An 18,090-nucleotide genomic window follows, 5' to 3' on the forward strand; every position below is an offset into this window, starting at 1 on the left:
AGAAGGTGATGTAACAGAAGCTTTTGCTAATACAGATAAAGCAAATTCCATTTTAGGATGGAAAACCGTATCAACTTTAGATGAAGCCATGGCAAGTGCATGGAAATGGGAGCAGAAGATTAGAAGTAACTAAATAATTTAGTCACACCCAACAGAATAAAAGAAATAAATTTATGAAAGTTAAAGCTACTCTAAAGCAAATTGCGAAAGAATTAAATGTTTCAGTTTCTACTGTTTCAAAAGCGCTAAATGATAGTCCTGAAATTAGCGAAAACACAAAAACAAGGGTTAAGGAATATGCCAAACTTAAAAATTACAAACCCAATATCATCGGTCTGAATTTAAAAAACAGAAAAACCAAAACGATAGGTGTTATTATTCCTAATATTCTAAATTCCTTTTTCGCAAAAGTTTTTAGCGGTATCGAAAAAGTAGCCGACGAGTATGGATATAAAGTCATTACTTGTATTTCTAACGAATCATTAGAAAAAGAAATAAATACATTAGAAATGTTGAGCAATGGAACAATTGACGGGTTTATTTTGTCCGTTTCAGAAGAAGCTCAAAAACTGGATCAGTTCAATCATTTTACAGCAATTATAAACGAAGGAACGCCCATAGTAATGTTTGACAGAATCGCTGACGAAGTAGATTGTGACAAGGTAGTTGTCGATGATTTTGATTCGGCGCTTCATGCAACTCAGCATTTAATAGATATAGGTTGCAAGAATATTGCTTTGCTTTCTTCAGTAGATAATTTAAGTGTTGGCAAACTAAGAGCTGAAGGTTATCTTAAAGCTTTACAAAAAAACAATATTGCAGTTAATAATAATATAATTCTCAGGACAGATTCTGAAGATGATTTGAAAGATAGAATAGAGAATATATTTAATACAAATACAATTGATGGAATTTTTGCTTTAGATGAAAATGACTCTGTAGTTGCATTACGAATTAGTATTCAAAAAGGGTTTAAAATACCTGAGGACATTTCGATAATAGGTTTTGCCGACGGTATTCTAGCTTCAAGGAGATTGTCTCCAAGTTTGAGTACAGTAAGTCAACATGGGCCAGAAATTGGAGAGGCTGCTGCCAAGTTACTAATCGATAGACTTGAGAGTAAAGAAGAGAATCTCACTTATAAAACTACGATAATCAAAACCGAATTAAGAGAAAGAGAGTCGACCAGGAAACTTAAAACAGTTTCTTTATTTTAATTTCAGAAGACACAATTGAACATTTTTTTTTATTAATAAACCAATTAACCATGAACAAAAACCTTGAATTCGCAGATTACGCTGTATTTATTATCTATTTTATCATAGTATCTTTATATGGATACACGATTTATCGCAAGCGCGAAAAAAACGAACACGATGCTAAAGCTTATTTCCTTGCAGAAGGAACATTAACATGGTGGGCAATTGGAGCTTCATTAATTGCTTCAAACATCTCGGCCGAACAATTTATTGGAATGAGTGGAGAGGGATTCTTTTTAGGAATTGCTGTTGCTGCTTACGAATGGGTTGCTGCTATTGCATTAATTATTGTTGCCGTTTGGTTCATTCCTGTTTACTTAAAAAACAAGATTTATACTATGCCACAATTTTTAAAAACAAGATATAACGAATCTACCGCTTTGATAATGGCTGTCTTTTGGCTATTTTTATATGTTTTTGTGAACTTAACATCAATTTTATACCTAGGCGCAGTTGCCATAAACGGACTCGCAGGAGGTGAATATCTTCATGCTATTATGATTGGATTAGCATTTTTTGCGCTGATTATTTCCCTAGGAGGTATGAAAGTTGTGGCTTACACCGATGTTATTCAGGTAGCGGTATTAATCATTGGAGGATTGGCGACTTCATATATTGCATTAACTACTGTGGGACACTATTTTGGTTTTGGAGAAAATGCAATCGCAGGTTTCAAGGTTTTGATGCGAGAAGCTCCCGAACATTTCAAAATGATTATTCCTAGACCTACAGCAACATCTTCTCAACTAGAAATCAATAAATATCTTACTTTCCCAGGAATATTGTCTTATTTAGCAGGTATTTGGATTATCAATCTTAACTATTGGGGTTGTAACCAATATATCACTCAAAGAGCATTGGGAGCCGATTTGCAAACGGCTCGTACAGGAATTTTATTTGCAGGGATATTAAAATTATTAATGCCTGTTATTGTAATGTTACCAGGTATAGCAGCTTATGTCTTGTATCAAAACGGACATTTAACACAATTGGTTGGTGGAAAAGACGGGGCCTATTCAGCAATGTTAACATTTCTTCCTACAGGTTTAAAAGGATTGTCTGTTGCTGCTTTAACTGCAGCTATTGTAGCCTCATTAGCTGGTAAAGTGAACAGTATTTCTACTATTTATACTTTAGATGTACACAAAAAATACATTCAAAAAGGAGCGTCTGACAGAACTCAAGTAAACATAGGTAGATATGCCGTTTTTGCAGCAATGCTTCTTGCAGTTCTATTTACTTGGGATGATGTTTTAGGAATTGGTGGTGTGGGCGGTTTTACGTATATCCAAAAATATACTGGATTTATTAGCCCAGGAGTATTTGCTATGTTTTTTCTTGGTATGTTTTGGAAACGTACAACAGGAACTGCGGCTATTGTGGGTGTAATTTCTGGCTTTTTATTATCGGTTTTATTTAATGAATATGCACCAATATTATTTGGAAATGAAACTTTATTATACACAGCTTGGCCTAATGGAAAAGGCGGTTTCGAGATACCTTTTCATATCTGTATGGGATTGTCATTTGTATTTACGATGCTTCTTATGATAGCTGTAAGTTTTGCTGGGCCTAAAGTGAATCCTAAAGCATTCGAATTAGACACCACAATGTTTAAATTAAAACCTCAAACGACAGTCTTGATTATTATAACGCTATTAATCATTTTTGCATTGTATGCGAAGTTTTGGTAAACAGTTATTTTTAAAACAGTAACTTATTACATGAGGGCGATAAAAATCGATACTTCCTATCTATGGTTTTAATGAAACGTGGAATATTGTTGGATTAAGTAAAAATATCCATCTATGATTAAAACAATAAATTAATAAAACAAATTAGTTCAAACGGCTTAGGTTCGACTGCAATTTTTAACATATAATTACGGCCCGTAACTAAATTTTGGTTCACTATAAATTATTTTGAAAAAATATATAAAACCTATTTATTGCAAATTTTTCAATCAAACGGTATTTGATTTAAGTTGTAAAACCATCTTCATTCAAAAAAAAACTAAAACAATTGATTGTAAATAAACCGAATAAAAATGTATGATTTAAATTGCCCAAATCAAAAACAATGGACGAGACTTTAACAAGAAATACTTTTGAAAAAGAGAATCAAAACCAAATTGTATATAAGAATGCGTTTGGAATAGTTTTTGAAAAATACTTTGTCGTTTACAATTCTAGTGCTTAAATAAAAATCAAGATAAAAGATACTAAAAATGTAAGTATGCAAAAAAGCAGAATCATAGCAAAAAATATTTTTTTACTTACAGTAGCTGTATTTATTATCATAGGATGTTTTTATTTGAATGTATTTTTGGTACATAAAATAATTTTTATCCACATTGCAGTAATAGTAATAAATATCTACTATAAGAATACCAATACAAATTTTGTATAACCAAACAAGAAAACGATATTGCTTTTATTGTCAAGAAAAATTTTAAAGAAAATGCTAAAAAAATTCAAAGGGTATTAACTGAAAAATTAAAGAAAAATAATTTTTAATAAAAGCAGTGATTCTGTTTTTTGATGATTTGGATTAAAACGGTTTAAAACAGTATTAAAAAAAAATAACAAATTAACCTAAAAATAGAGTTTTAGTGAGTACAGATTTATAGATTGAAATTAAAGAAGAATTTGATAATAATTTAGTTAAACTCGATTTGTTAGAAATGATCAATAAGGTTTTAAAAGAGAACAAATTAAAGTTTTTGAGCTTGAAAATGTTTCAAATAAACTTGATGCCAATTTTAACATTCTCCTTGAATTTATCTGGGGTTCGAACCACTCATTGCCCAAACAAAATCGAAAGAAATTTTAGAGTTCTTTTTATGGCATTTTCTCAATAAAAAATTCAAGAAACTCTAACAATTGGTTTGAAGGTAAATCAATATCGCCCACAAAACTCCTTAATAAAATTATGGGGTTTTTTTTTAAATCAATTCTAAAACTCTTTCTAATGCCATTCCTCTGGAACCTTTTATCAACATCATTTTATTCTGTAATAGATTTTGTTTGAAATCATTTGAAAAAGAATCAAACGTATCATAAAAATGAAAATTATTTTTCTTTAATTTATTAAGATAAAAGTCCTTTCCAATGAAATAACAAGTTGTTTCATCTTCATTTAAAAGTGAGTCTACAACCATTTTATGCTCAAAAATACTTTCGGTTCCAAGTTCAAACATATCACCCAAAATAACTATTTTATTTTTTTTATTTAATTGAATGAAATTAGCAATTGCAACAGCCATACTACTAGGATTTGCATTATAAGCATCTAGAATAATCTCATTTGTATTTTTATATATCAATTGTGATCTATTATTTTCAGGAACATAACCCTCTAATGCTGATTTAATAGCATTATCTGGAACATTAAAATATTTTCCTATAGCAACTGCGGCATTGATATTATTAGCATTATACAAGCCTATGAGATTCGTTTGAATATTAATATTTGAAAAAGTGATTGCTACAAATGGATTTGCCTTTATATTGGTAATATTAACATCTGCTTCTGCTTTATTAAATCCAAAGGAAAAGGTTTTCAATTTTTTTGTTTTGTCAACCTGAATTGAATCATCTAGATTTATAAAAACGGTTTTATTATGCTTTAAAAGGTATGAATACATTTCACTTTTTCCTTTAATTACTCCTTCTACTCCACCAAAACCCTCTAAATGTGCTTTGCCAAAATTAGTGATATAACCAAAATCAGGCTGAGCAATTTCGCATAAAAAGGCAATCTCTTTTTGATGATTGGCTCCCATTTCAACAATTCCAATTTCTGTTTTACTATCAAATGAAAGTAATGTTAAAGGAACTCCAATATGATTATTTAAATTTCCAACGGTTGCTTTGGTACTGTATTTTTTAGAAAGAACACAATTAATTAATTCTTTAGTTGTTGTTTTACCATTACTTCCTGTTAAGGCTATTATTGGAAGTTTTAAATAATTACGATGAAATTTAGCTAGTTCTTGCAAAGTCGTTAAACTATCTTGAACTAATATTGTTCTTTCATCTATATAAAAATTTGGATTGTCGATTACCACATAAGCTGCCTTTTTTTCTAAAGCTTCTTTTGCAAAAGTATTAGCATCGAATCGATCTCCTTTTATGGCTACAAAAAGAGAATTAGGTGTGATTTTTCTTGTATCTATTGAAACGGAACTGCATTTCAAAAATAGATTATGAATGGCTTCAATATTCATCAAAATAATTTTAAAAAATAAAAGCCCTAATGAAAGGGCTTTTATACTATTTATATGTTAGCAATTAATTTCTTGCTCTTTTCTTTTTATCAGCCTTCGCACCAACTCTAGACATTGCGCATCTAAAACCTATGTAGTCAGTTGCCATATCTTGAGGAAAATATCTTCGTTGAGCTGGATCTAACCAATACGCTCTATCTCTCCAGGAACCTCCTTTGTAAACTCTAACATCGTCGTTTATAAGTGTAGTTCTCTTATTAGATTTATCATATTTTCTAATCATTTTACCCAAACTATCAACGGTTACGTTGTGTTGAGGAGAATCATACATTTTATGCTTATCTTTAGATTTGGCATCTTCTTCTTCAGATGAACCAAAGTCAAAGTATCTAGTAGATTGTTTATCACCATCTCTGTAGTTTCTTTCATCACTTTTGTCAAAGTTTTGTCTCAAATAAGTTTCCTTTTCATCTACAGGCACTTGTGTTATTTGACCAGGAAAGTTTCTTGCCATAATTCTACCATTAGACAAAGTATCAAATTTTTGACTTTCACTAGTTACTAATTCTACTTTACCGTCGTCTCCAATTTTATTTTTGGTGTAAACATTACCTCTAAAATAATTGAAATCACTAGCTTCATCATCAACTATAGGTCTGTAAACATCGGCAACCCACTCCGCTACGTTTCCGGCCATATCATACAAACCAAAATCATTAGGCGGATATGATTTTACACTATTAGTAATATCGGCCCCATCGTCAGACCATCCAGCAATTCCACCGTAGTCTCCTTTACCTTGCTTGAAGTTTGCCAATTGATCGCCTCTAACTTGTCTTTTTCCTGATCTTGTATAACTCCCAGACCATGGATATTTCTTTTGACCTTTGTAAATATTATATTCTCGTTGTCCAACATCTGCGGCTGCAGCATATTCCCATTCAGCTTCTGTTGGCAATCTATACTCAGGAAGAATAAGTCCTGATGTTCTTTGTGCATAAACATTTTTTGCAGCAGTTTCAGTTGAAGGATTCTCTTTAGTTCCTTTAGTTTTAACAGGTTTAGATTTTGAATTTCTTGGCCCTTTTAATACAATTTTCTCATCTCCTCCAAAAGCTTTTGTAGGAGCATTCAAATAAGTTTCTGTACTAAAAACAGCCTCAGCCTTAACATCAAGAACTTTAGCATCTTTTTTCAAATAGCCTTGTGTTTCAAGAGTGCTCTCATTTACACGGTCTGTTCTCCATTTGCTAAACTCAACTGCTTGAATCCAATTTACTCCAACTACTGGGTAATTTGCATAGGCAGGATGTCTCAAGTAATTATTAGTCATCGTTTCGTTGTAACCCAATCGGTTTCTCCAAACCAAAGTATCGGGAGACGCTCCTTCATATATGTTTTTGTAATTTTCTTGTTCAGGCGGAAAAACTCTCTTTAACCAATCAAGGTACTCCATGTACATGATATTTGTAACTTCTGTTTCATCCATATAGAATGATTGAACGTGCTGTTGATTTGGAGTATTATTCCAATCATGCATTACATCGTCTTGTACTTTACCCATAGTAAAAGTACCACCTTCTACCATAACTAAGCCGGGTCCCGTTGCTTGCTTTTTAAAATTAGAAGCAAATTGGAAACCTCCTTTTTTGTCGTTAATTTTCCAACCAGTAGCGGTTGAAGCGTTCTTCGTACTGGATTTCTTACTACAACTAGTAGCGAAACCTAAAACAATTACTAGAGATAGTAATAATTTAACAGTCATAATTTTGTTTACTTTCATACTTTTCGTAGGTAATAAATTTCGAGGCGCAATATATGAATTTCAAATTACATTGCAACATCTTCTTGTGAAATAATGATAAAAATGTATCGAGTTAAAAATTTACTTTCTGATACAACGCAAAAATAAAACAAATATTACAAAATTCATATTAAATAAATTATTTTTACACTTCGTAATATTTTAGCCTTTGTAGCGTTATTCATCATGATGAGAAAAATAATATACCTTTCACTTATTTTATACTCTTTTGTTTGCTCAAGTCAACAAAAAGGAGACATAGCTATTAATTGGATCGAAAAAACTAAAGTTTCTTTTGGTAGTTATGAGTTAAATATTCCACAATTCAATCCTGATAATTTTGAATTTGACAGTTTTAAAAAACAACTTTTTTTTAAGATTAAACTCAATCTACCCTCTGAAATTGATGAAAACAACCTTCAAATTACAAATGTAGTTTATGAAAGCATTACCGATTTAGCACTAGGCGATTTAAACCTTAAAGTAATCCCTAATAGCATTAATGCCTCAATCAAAAGTCTCAAAGCTAGAAATAACTATTTTGCATTACTGACACTTTCTCCTATCATTAAAGACGCAAATGGTTTTAAAAAAATCAAATCATTTACATACAGTATAAAAACAGCCAATTCTAATTCTAGAATAAAAAATAATGCAAGAACTAATCTTAATGGGATATCGAACTCAGTACTTTCAACTGGAGAATGGCATCGTTTTTATGTCATAAAATCAGGTGCTTATTATATCAATAAAAGTTTTTTAAAACAAATGGGCGTTAGCACTGACGGCATTGATCCAAAGAAAATCAAGATATATGGAAATGGTGGCCGAATGATACCTCTTAAAAACAGTGATTATTATCCTGATGATTTAATAGAAAATGCTATTCAAGTAGTTGGAGAAAGTGATGGCGTCTTTAACGACAACGATTATATTTTATTTTATGCAGAAGGAGTTGATAAATGGAATAATGAAAGCCAAACTACAAACAATTTATATGATAACAAATCCTATTATTATATAAATACTCAAGGATTGGACGGAAAAAGAGTTCCTAATACAATTCAACCGGCAGAAAATAGAGACCTTATTATAAATACTTTTGATGATTACCAATATTATGAAACTGATAAAGTAAATATAGTTAGACTTGGCAGAAGATGGTTAGGCGAACAATTTAGTATAGACAACGAACAAGATTTTGAGTTCAACATTCCTAATATAGTGACAACATCACCTGTTAGCATGACCGTCATTGGTGCGGCAATATCTCCTTCAAGCACCTCTTTCGAAGTAAAAGCGAACAATCAAATTGCTGGAACTATTTCTTTCTCTCAAATTGGAGGGTCAGCTGAAGCTGATTTATCAGATTTAAGTACGTCAATATCAGCTTCAGAAAAAATTACTGTTTCATTAAAATATGATAACAAAGGTGTACCTGATTCTAAAGGCTATCTTGATTACATTTTTTTAAAATCAAATCGAAACTTGAAAGGCTTTGGTAAACAGTTTAATTTTCAATACGATTTGGCCAGTTCGGCTCTTGGTATTGGAGAGTATCAAATAACTGATGCCTCTTCCATTCAACAAGTTTGGGATATTACCGATATTTATAATGTAACAAAAATTGAAAATTCTAATCAGACTTTATTTACTTTTAAAGCTAATCTTGGGGAAACCAGAAAATACTTGGCAGTAGATTTAAATGATTTATATACTCCGTTAAAGGACTCACAAACTGCAGTTGCGAATCAAAATTTAAAAGGAACTATATTTAATGATACTCAAGGTAAATTTCAAGATATTGATTATATTATAATTTGTCCAAGATTTTTAACAAATCAGGCAGAAAAACTAGCAAATTTCCATCGAAAATATTCTAATTTAAATGTTAAAGTTGTTAATTTAGAAACAATTTATCCAGAATTTTCTTCAGGAAAACAAGACATTGGTGCGATTAGAAATTTTATTAAGTATGTTTATTTTAATGCTTCTTCCCCTGAAAAAAGAATACAATATCTAAATCTTTTTGGCGACGCATCCTATGATTTTAAGAATCGTGTTTCTATAAACGGTAACATTGTGCCTATATATCATGCTCTTAGTAGCTTTACAACAGGAGAATCGTCGTTTGCATCTGATGATTTTTTTGGAATGATGGATGAAAATGAAGGCAACATAGATATTTCAGAAGGCGGTTTAGACATTGCTGTAGGGAGAATGATTGCAAATACTACTTTACAAGCTGATGAGTTAGTAAATAAAGTTATTGAATACCACGACATTAAATCGTATGGAAATTGGAGAAATAATATAGTAGTTGTATCCGATGATTCAGATAAAACAAGTGATAGAAGTTTACAATCAAGAATTAATAATATGGCTGACAAAATTGTCTTAGAAAAGCCGTTCTTTAATCTAAATAAAATATTGTTAGACTCCTATGTTCAGGAAACCTCAGCTGGTGGAGCGAGGTACCCTAAAGCACGTCAGGAACTATTTAATGCTTTTGAAAAAGGGGCATTGGTTTTTAATTATCTAGGACATGGTGGTGAAGACGGCCTTTCACAAGAAAGAATTTGGGAAAAATCAGATGGTCAAAATTTAAGCAACCGCTATAAATATCCATTGTTTATAACCATAACCTGCGATTTTTCGAGATTTGACAATCCTTTTAGACCAACGGCTGGAGAATATACGTATTGGAATCCTAAAGGCGGTGCCATATCAATGATTACTACAATTCGTGAAATAGGACAAACCACAGGAGAAAACTTTAATGATGTTTTGGCACGTTACCTCTTTTCTTACGGTTCAAATGAATATACTTCGATAGCTGAGTCACTACGATTGGCTAAAAATAATTTTGGCCCAAGAACAGATGTTGTTTTTTATTTAGGAGATCCAGCTTTAAAACTAGATGTCCCTCAGCCAAAAATAAATCTTACTAAAGTAAATGACTTGCCAATTTCAGGACCCGTTGATGATTTTAAATCATTAGCCTATGTAAAACTTGCTGGAGAAGTTACAGATGAAAACAATAATCCTTTGTCAAGTTACAATGGGGAATTATCAGTTCAGATTTTCGATAAAAACATCATGAGAACAACTCTTGATAATGACAATAATAGCCCTGCGATAAATTTTAATACATTAGGAGAAACTATTTTTAGAGGAAATGCTACGATTACAAACGGACAATTCGAGTTTGGTTTTGTAGTACCAAGAGACATATCGATTCCGGTAAATAATGGCAGAATAAGTTTTTACGGAAAAAGAGATGAAATACTATTAGACAAAACTGGTTTTGATACTTCTATTAGAATTGGTGGTGTAAATCAAAATGCAGTCGCCGACAAAACAAACCCTACCGTTAGGCTATTTATGAATGATCAAACTTTTATATCTGGAGGAATTACCAATGAATCTCCACTTTTTTTAGCCTTTCTTGAAGATGAAAACGGTATAAATACCGCTAGTGGGATAGGTCACGACATTATTGCCATTTTAGATGGAGATGAAAATAACCCAATTAAACTGAACGATTATTACGAAACTGAATTAGACGATTACAAGAAAGGGAAGCTGAAATTTCCTTTTAGAAATCTGGCTAAAGGTTTGCATACTATAACTTTTAAGGCTTGGGATGTTTATAACAATCCTGTAACTTCAGAAATTCAGTTTATTGTTGTTGGAGATGAATCCATAACGCTGACAAATGTTTTAAATTATCCCAATCCGTTTGTAAATTACACACAATTTTGGTTTACTCATAACCGCCCTTTCGAACCATTGGAAGTTCAAGTACAAATTATGACCATTACTGGAAAAATAGTATGGACAAAAAATCAAACAATAACTACTGACGGGTTTCTTTCAAGAGAAATTACTTGGGATGGTAAAGATGACTTTGGCGATAAAATCGGGAAAGGTACTTATGTCTATAAACTAACGGTAAAATCAACACTGACAAATTCTAAAACAGAAAAATTTGAAAAACTTGTCATACTTTAATTAAATACTATATTTGTAAACTTTTTAAAAATTAAGAATGAAAAAAATTGCAACAGTTCTAATCTGTTTATTAATAATCCCATTTTCAAAAGCTCAGGAAAGAGTAATCACTACAGGAGTTCCTTTTTTATTAGTAGCTGGTGATGCGCGAGCAGCAGGTATGGCTGACAATGGAGTTGCCACTTCTGCCGATGTTTATTCCCAACAATGGAATCCAGCAAAATATGCTTTTTCATTAGATAAACAAGGATTTTCAGTAAGCTATACTCCCTACTTGGTTGAGTTGGTAAATGATATTTCACTTAGCCAAGTTACTTATTTTAACAAAATTAACGAACAAAGTGCTTTTGCATCCAGCATCCGATATTTTAGTTTAGGAGAAATTGAGTTAAGAAATGAAGCTGAAGATGTACCAAACGTAGTAAAACCATCAGAATTTGCTATAGATTTATCTTATGCATTGAAACTTAGTGAACGTTTCTCAATGTCTGTTGGGGGTCGTTTTATTAGGTCGAATTTACAAATACCAACAGAAGGAAAAAGTTCTGTAGCGGCTAATTCATTTGCCGTTGATGTTTCTGGATTTTATCAATCTGAACAAACTGCCTTTACTGATTTTGACGGAAGATGGCGGTTTGGTTTCAACTTTCAAAACATGGGTCCTAAAATCAATTATGACCAAACACAAGATTCTACTGTCGGATCAAACTTTTTACCATCAAACATGAAAATAGGTGGCGGATTTGATTTTATTTTAGATGACTACAACAAAGTAGGATTGAATCTAGAATTTAATAAACTATTAGTGCCAACACCTCAAAGTGCTGATTTAAATGGAGATGGAGAAGAGGATTCAAATCAAGAAGAAATTGACTTAAGAAACAAAAATCAAATCGAATACAACAAAATTGGTTGGACTGAAGGTATCTTTAAATCTTTTGGTGATGCGCCAGATGGTTTGAGTGAAGAATTAAAAGAATTTACCTATTCAGTAGGTGCAGAATATATGTATCAAGATTCGTTTGCCTTTCGTTTAGGGTATTTCAATGAAAGCCCACTAAAAGGTGCACGACGCTTTTTATCGCTAGGTACAGGTTTTACTTATAATGTTATAAAAATTGATGTTTCTTATTTGTTTTCTGCTTCAAGAGTAAAAAATCCTTTAGAAAATACGCTACGGTTTTCTCTTAGTTTTGCATTTGGAGACAAATATGATGAGTACTAAATAGCATTTTAAATATAAAATTATAAATATCCAAATTTCGAATTATCGTAATTTGGATTTTTTTATGTTAAAAACAGGTAATCTAGTAATAAAAACAAAAATTAGAAGAAAAATTTGTTTAATTTGGCAATCCGAAAATTATAATAAAAAATAATATATTCTTATACATGAAAGAAATTAGTATTACAACGAAATTTTCAAGTTATGATTCACTTAACGAATTACCTTCAGATATACAAGATTTAATGGATCAAGCCATAGCCATACGAAAAAAAGCGTATGCACCGTATTCAAAATTTAGAGTTGGAGCCGCTATTTTATTGGATAACGGAAAAATAGTTTTAGGATCTAATCAAGAAAATGCGGCCTACCCTTCAGGGCTTTGTGCAGAACGAGTAGCTATTTTTCAAGCAGGTGCTATTTATCCTGATGCAAAAATTTTAAAAATGGCAATTACAGCAGCTTCTGATACAAATACTACATCCACTCCTATTCCGCCATGCGGCGGATGCAGACAAACCATTTCAGAATACGAATTCAAACAAGAGCAACCTATTGAAATTTATTTTATGGGCGAAATTGGCGTGATTTATAAATCAGATTCCTTAAAAAATCTACTCCCTTTCATGTTTGATAAAAACTTCTTGTAAAAAAGCTAAAAACTACGATTTAAATTTTAGTTCTAACTCGGAAAGTAGTATTTTTGCTTTTCGCAAATTGGAGTACAATTTAAGTTGAAGGAAATAACTACATTCTTATATTCAAACAATTTTAAATTTACTATTACAAAAACTGTTTAGCAAAGAAAATTAGCCAAATGAAAGAAGTTACAAAAGAAGTTTATTTAAAGTGGTACGAAGATATGCTGCTTTGGAGAAAGTTTGAAGACAAATTAGCAGCACTTTATATTCAACAAAAAATAAGAGGATTTCTTCACTTATATAATGGTCAGGAAGCCGTTTTGGCGGGTGCTTTGCATGTTATGGAATTAGGCGGAAAAGACAAAATGATTACTGCTTACAGAAATCACGTTCAACCCATAGGAATGGGAGTTGACCCTAGAAGAGTAATGGCAGAATTGATGGGAAAAGTAACCGGGACATCAAAAGGAATGGGCGGTTCAATGCATATTTTTTCTAAAGAGCACGGGTTTTATGGAGGTCACGGAATTGTAGGTGCTCAAATACCTGTAGGAGCAGGAATGGCATTTGCCGATAAATATTTTGAAACTGGCGGCGTAACCCTTACCTATTTTGGTGATGGCGCAGCACGTCAAGGTTCACTTCACGAAGCTTTTAATATGGCGATGTTATGGAAACTTCCTGTAGTATTCATTGTTGAAAATAATGGATATGCAATGGGAACTTCTGTAGAAAGAACTGCTAATCATACTGATATTTGGAAACTAGGTTTAGGATATGAAATGCCTTGCGGACCTGTAGACGGAATGAATCCTATAAAAGTTGCTGAAGCCATGCACGAAGCTATGGAACGAGCACGTCGTGGTGACGGACCAACTTTTTTAGAAATGAAAACGTATCGTTACAGAGGACACTCTATGTCTGATGCACAACTATACCGTTCTAAAGATGAAGTAGAAGAATACAAAAAAATTGATCCTATTACACAAGTTTTAGATGTTATAAAAGATCAGAAATATGCTACCGATGCTGAGATTGAAATTATAGATCAAAGAGTTAAAGATTTAGTAGAAGAATGTGTAACATTTGCTGAAGAATCTCCTTTCCCAGAAATACAACAATTGTATGACGTAGTCTATGAAGAAAAAAATTATCCATTTTTACCACACAAACTATAATTAAATTATGGCAAAAATTATCACCATGCCACGCTTAAGTGATACTATGACCGAAGGTGTTGTAGCAAAATGGCTTAAGAAAGTGGGCGATAAAATTAGCGAAGGAGACATCTTAGCAGAAATTGAAACTGACAAAGCAACGATGGAATTTGAATCGTTCAATTCTGGAACACTTTTACATATTGGGCTTCAAGAAGGAGAAACAGCACCTGTTGATTCTCTTTTAGCAATTATAGGAGCAGAAGGAGAAGACATAACACCTTTACTTCATTTGGGCAGACCGACAAGTGCATCAGCAACTGAAGCAGTAGATAATACTAAAGAAGAAGCAAAAGAAGAACAAACAATCGCGAGTCCAGCGGTGGCAACTGCAGAAATTCCAAAAGGAGTTATTGTAGTAACTATGCCAAGATTGAGTGATACTATGACTGACGGAACGGTAGCCACTTGGTTAAAAAAAGTAGGGGATACGGTTGCCGAAGGAGACATTTTAGCTGAAATTGAAACCGACAAAGCAACGATGGAATTTGAATCGTTTAATGCAGGTACTTTATTATTTATTGGAGTTCAAGAAGGACAAACAGCTCCTGTTGACAGTTTATTAGCTATTATTGGACCAGCTGGCACTGACGTTTCTGGAATCGCACAAAATTATAGCAAAGGAGAAGTTCCAGCTGCAGCTACTGCTGAAAAAGCAGAAACTCCTGTTGCAGTTGCCGAAAAAACTGAAGAAGCCATACAAGTAGTTTCAGACGGAAGAAGAATATTCATTTCACCATTAGCGAAAAAAATTGCTGAACAAAAAGGCATCAATATAGCTCTGGTGAAAGGTTCTGGTGAAAACGGACGTATCGTAAAAAGCGATATCGAGAATTTTGTACCAACTGTTGCTAGTGCTCCACAAGCTTCTAGCGCAGCGCCAATACAAAAAGCAGAAACTCCTGTTGCAAAACCATATGTTCCATCTGGTGAAGTATTTACAGAAGAAATCAAGAATTCGCAAATGCGAAAAATTATTGCTAAACGTTTAGCAGAATCTTTATTTACAGCTCCTCACTACAACCTAGTAATCGAGGTAACTATGGATGAGGCTATGAAATCGAGAGCTACTATTAATAGTGTTCCTGATACCAAAGTTTCGTTTAACGATATGGTAATAAAAGCATGCGCTATTGCATTAAAAAAACATCCAAAAATCAACTCACAATGGTCAGCAGATGCTATCACTATAAACTATCATGTGAATATTGGTGTAGCAGTTGCGGTTGAAGATGGACTAGTGGTTCCTGTATTACCATTTACAGACGGAATGAGCTTATCTCAAATAGGTGCTAGTGTGAGAGATCTTGCAGGAAGAGCGAAAAACAAAAAACTATTACCTAGCGAAATGGAAGGTAGTACGTTTACAATTTCAAACCTTGGAATGTTTGGTATCACGGAGTTTAACTCTATCATCAACCAACCGAATTCTGCCATACTATCTGTAGGAGCGATTGTTGAGAAACCCGTGGTTAAAAACGGACAAATTGTAGTAGGAAATACCATGATGCTTTCATTGGCTTGTGATCACCGTACGATTGATGGTGCAACTGGAGCACAATTTTTACAAACGCTGAAACAATATATTGAAAACCCAGTGACAATGCTGGCTTAATATTATATTTTTATAAATGGAATCCCGTTTTATTTTAATAAGACGGGATTTTTTATATATTAGTAATTTAAATTAAAATGCCCAAAGATGGATAATAAAGTATTACCTATTTATAGAAATGATATTGATAGTCTCAGAGCCATTGCCGTTTTGGCTGTTATTTTGTTCCACATGGGATATCTCCCGAACGGATATTTAGGTGTTGATGTCTTTTTTGTTATTAGCGGCTATCTTATTACAAAAATAATATATGCTGAAGTTATAGAAAATAAGTTTTCTATTTACCAGTTTTACTTACGCAGAATTAGAAGAATTATTCCTTTGGTGCTATTTACAACTTTTGTGGCTTTAATTACGGGATTGTTTGTTATGCTTCCTGACGATTTAGAGAATTTAAGCCAATCAGTTATTGCAACCAATTTCTTTGCAAATAATATTTTACTAAAAATCACCACCGTTAATTATTGGAATATCATTAACGATTACAAACCCTTAATGCATACTTGGAGTCTAGGTATTGAAGAACAATTTTATCTCGTTTACCCTCTACTCTTCCTTATTTGCAATAAAAAAAGAGTGAAATGGATTTTGCCTATTCTAGTTGTTTTAACTGGATTTTCTTTGTTCCTATTTTTTTTCTCTACAAATGAAGCTGTAAAGTTTTTTACCATTCCATTCCGATTTTTTGAGTTATCACTTGGTGGCATTGGTGCGATAGTATTTAAAGAGATAGGAATCCAAAGTAAGTACAAACTATTTTTAATTATTGCCCTACTTGTACTATTGTACTTAGAAACCAATATCCAAAACCATTTAAAATTAATTGCAGTTGTACTCGTTTCTTTTGGAATACTGGTTTCTAACTACGATTACAATAAATGGAACGCTTTTATTTTAGAAAACAAAGTGATGATTGGCATTGGTAAAATAAGTTTTAGTCTTTATATGTGGCATCAGATTGTTCTTGCATTTACACGCTATTTTATTGTAGAAACTATTAGTACAACCAATGCTGTTTTTATAGGCATAACGATTTTAATCTTATCACTATTGTCCTACTATTTTATTGAGCAGCCTTTTAGAAATAAAGAGAAAATAAAGAATACTGTTTTACTTTTTTTAACTGGGGTTGGATGTATAATTTCTACTGCTTTAGCTTTTTATATTTATTCTATTTCTGGCATTTTAAAAGATGTTCCCGAACTGGATATTATTAAAGAAAACACTAAAAGAAACAGCAATATTATTGATGTTAAAAGAAATCCTCACATTAGCTATAATGCAAGAATCTATGACTTGAATAAGGAGTTTACCAGTAGCAAAAAAATTAAAGTTGTAATATACGGGTCGAGTTTTGCCAGAGATTGGGGTAATGTTTTATTAGAATCTAAATATGGCAATCAAATTGAACTATCGTATGTAGAAGATATCAATTATTGCAAGAATTTTGAGGAACGAATTCGTCAAGCTAAATGTATTTTTCTTGCCGAAAAAAATGGAACCAATAGGTCTTGGCTAGACTCTATTGCTAGAATATATCCAATCGATACTTCAAAAGTTTGGAACGTGGGATTAAAGAATTTTGGGGCCAATAACGGAATATACTACAACAGAAAAAACAATCCTGATTATTGCTCTCAAAGAACCAAAATGATTGCTGGTATTCTAGAGCGCAATGAACTCTTAAAAAAACAGTGGGGAAATAAATACATTGATGTAATAGGTTCTATTATTGATAAAAAAAATACCATCCCAGTATTTACAAATCAATGCAAGTTTATTAGTCAGGATTGCAAACACCTTACCAAAAGCGGAGCTACCTATTTTGGAGAAATTATAGATTTAAAATTGTATTTAAATCCTTGATGAAATTCTTAAATAAGGAATAGATTTATTTTGTATTTTTTAATACTATAAAACAATTATCATACAAACACACTCTACTTTTACGGGTATGTTGAATGATTTTCAGACTTTTTTGCCTAAAACCAATCTTTAGTTGATCTTGTTTGTAAACTTGTGGCAAATTATTCAAAATGATTTTTTTGCCACAGCAGTTGTGATTTTTTTTCAGAATGAAAATTTTA

At 32.3% G+C, this 18,090-nt stretch carries 10 protein-coding genes and 1 pseudogene; 9 read left to right on the forward strand and 2 right to left on the reverse strand.

Annotated features, from left to right (window positions below):
• The 3 genes and pseudogenes from F6464_RS14125 to F6464_RS14135 all read left to right on the forward strand — a co-directional run.
• Window positions 1–133: pseudogene (locus F6464_RS14125) on the forward strand (UDP-glucose 4-epimerase GalE); the annotation flags it as partial.
• A gap of 40 nt (window positions 134–173) precedes the next feature.
• The gene (locus tag F6464_RS14130; protein ID WP_151108599.1) at window positions 174–1,217 is read left to right on the forward strand and encodes a LacI family DNA-binding transcriptional regulator; all 1,044 of its coding nucleotides are present in this window, start codon (window positions 174–176) and stop codon (window positions 1,215–1,217) included.
• Between the two features lie 50 nt (window positions 1,218–1,267).
• Window positions 1,268–2,953: a sodium/sugar symporter gene (locus tag F6464_RS14135; protein WP_151108600.1), complete on the forward strand. Its 1,686-nt coding sequence runs from the start codon at window positions 1,268–1,270 to the stop codon at window positions 2,951–2,953.
• A gap of 1,250 nt (window positions 2,954–4,203) precedes the next feature.
• On the opposite strand, the gene F6464_RS14140 is transcribed toward F6464_RS14135, so the two are convergent.
• Window positions 4,204–5,487: a UDP-N-acetylmuramoyl-tripeptide--D-alanyl-D-alanine ligase gene (locus tag F6464_RS14140; RefSeq protein ID WP_151108601.1), complete on the reverse strand. Its 1,284-nt coding sequence runs from the start codon at window positions 5,485–5,487 to the stop codon at window positions 4,204–4,206.
• A 64-nt stretch (window positions 5,488–5,551) separates the two neighbouring features.
• A complete protein-coding gene (gldJ, locus tag F6464_RS14145; RefSeq protein WP_151108602.1) occupies window positions 5,552–7,270 on the reverse strand; it encodes a gliding motility lipoprotein GldJ in 1,719 nt (572 codons plus the stop codon).
• Window positions 7,271–7,477: 207 nt separating this feature from the next.
• Between gldJ and porU the strand changes: the two genes are divergently transcribed.
• The 6 genes from porU (at window position 7,478) to F6464_RS14175 (ending at window position 17,869) form a co-directional block, all read left to right on the forward strand.
• Window positions 7,478–11,305, forward strand: a complete 3,828-nt coding sequence (gene porU, locus F6464_RS14150) for a type IX secretion system sortase PorU (RefSeq protein WP_394349413.1) — start codon at window positions 7,478–7,480, stop codon at window positions 11,303–11,305.
• 37 nt (window positions 11,306–11,342) lie between these two features.
• Window positions 11,343–12,530: a type IX secretion system outer membrane channel protein PorV gene (gene porV / locus F6464_RS14155; RefSeq protein ID WP_151108603.1), complete on the forward strand. Its 1,188-nt coding sequence runs from the start codon at window positions 11,343–11,345 to the stop codon at window positions 12,528–12,530.
• Between the two features lie 167 nt (window positions 12,531–12,697).
• A complete protein-coding gene (gene cdd / locus F6464_RS14160; protein ID WP_151108604.1) occupies window positions 12,698–13,180 on the forward strand; it encodes a cytidine deaminase in 483 nt (160 codons plus the stop codon).
• A gap of 167 nt (window positions 13,181–13,347) precedes the next feature.
• Entirely contained in the window at window positions 13,348–14,349 is a 1,002-nt protein-coding gene (pdhA, locus tag F6464_RS14165) for a pyruvate dehydrogenase (acetyl-transferring) E1 component subunit alpha (protein WP_151108605.1), read from the forward strand.
• Window positions 14,350–14,356: 7 nt separating this feature from the next.
• On the forward strand, window positions 14,357–16,003 hold the full coding sequence (locus F6464_RS14170; protein ID WP_151108606.1) for a pyruvate dehydrogenase complex dihydrolipoamide acetyltransferase: 1,647 nt from the start codon (window positions 14,357–14,359) through the stop codon (window positions 16,001–16,003).
• An 87-nt stretch (window positions 16,004–16,090) separates the two neighbouring features.
• Window positions 16,091–17,869 carry an acyltransferase family protein gene (locus F6464_RS14175; RefSeq protein ID WP_151108607.1) on the forward strand — a complete coding sequence of 593 codons (1,779 nt, stop codon included), beginning with the start codon at window positions 16,091–16,093 and terminating at the stop codon, window positions 17,867–17,869.
• The last annotated feature ends 221 nt before the right edge of the window (window positions 17,870–18,090 follow it).

It is taken from the genome of Flavobacterium luteum, from assembly GCF_008806775.1.
Classification (GTDB): Bacteria; Bacteroidota; Bacteroidia; order Flavobacteriales; family Flavobacteriaceae; genus Flavobacterium; species Flavobacterium luteum.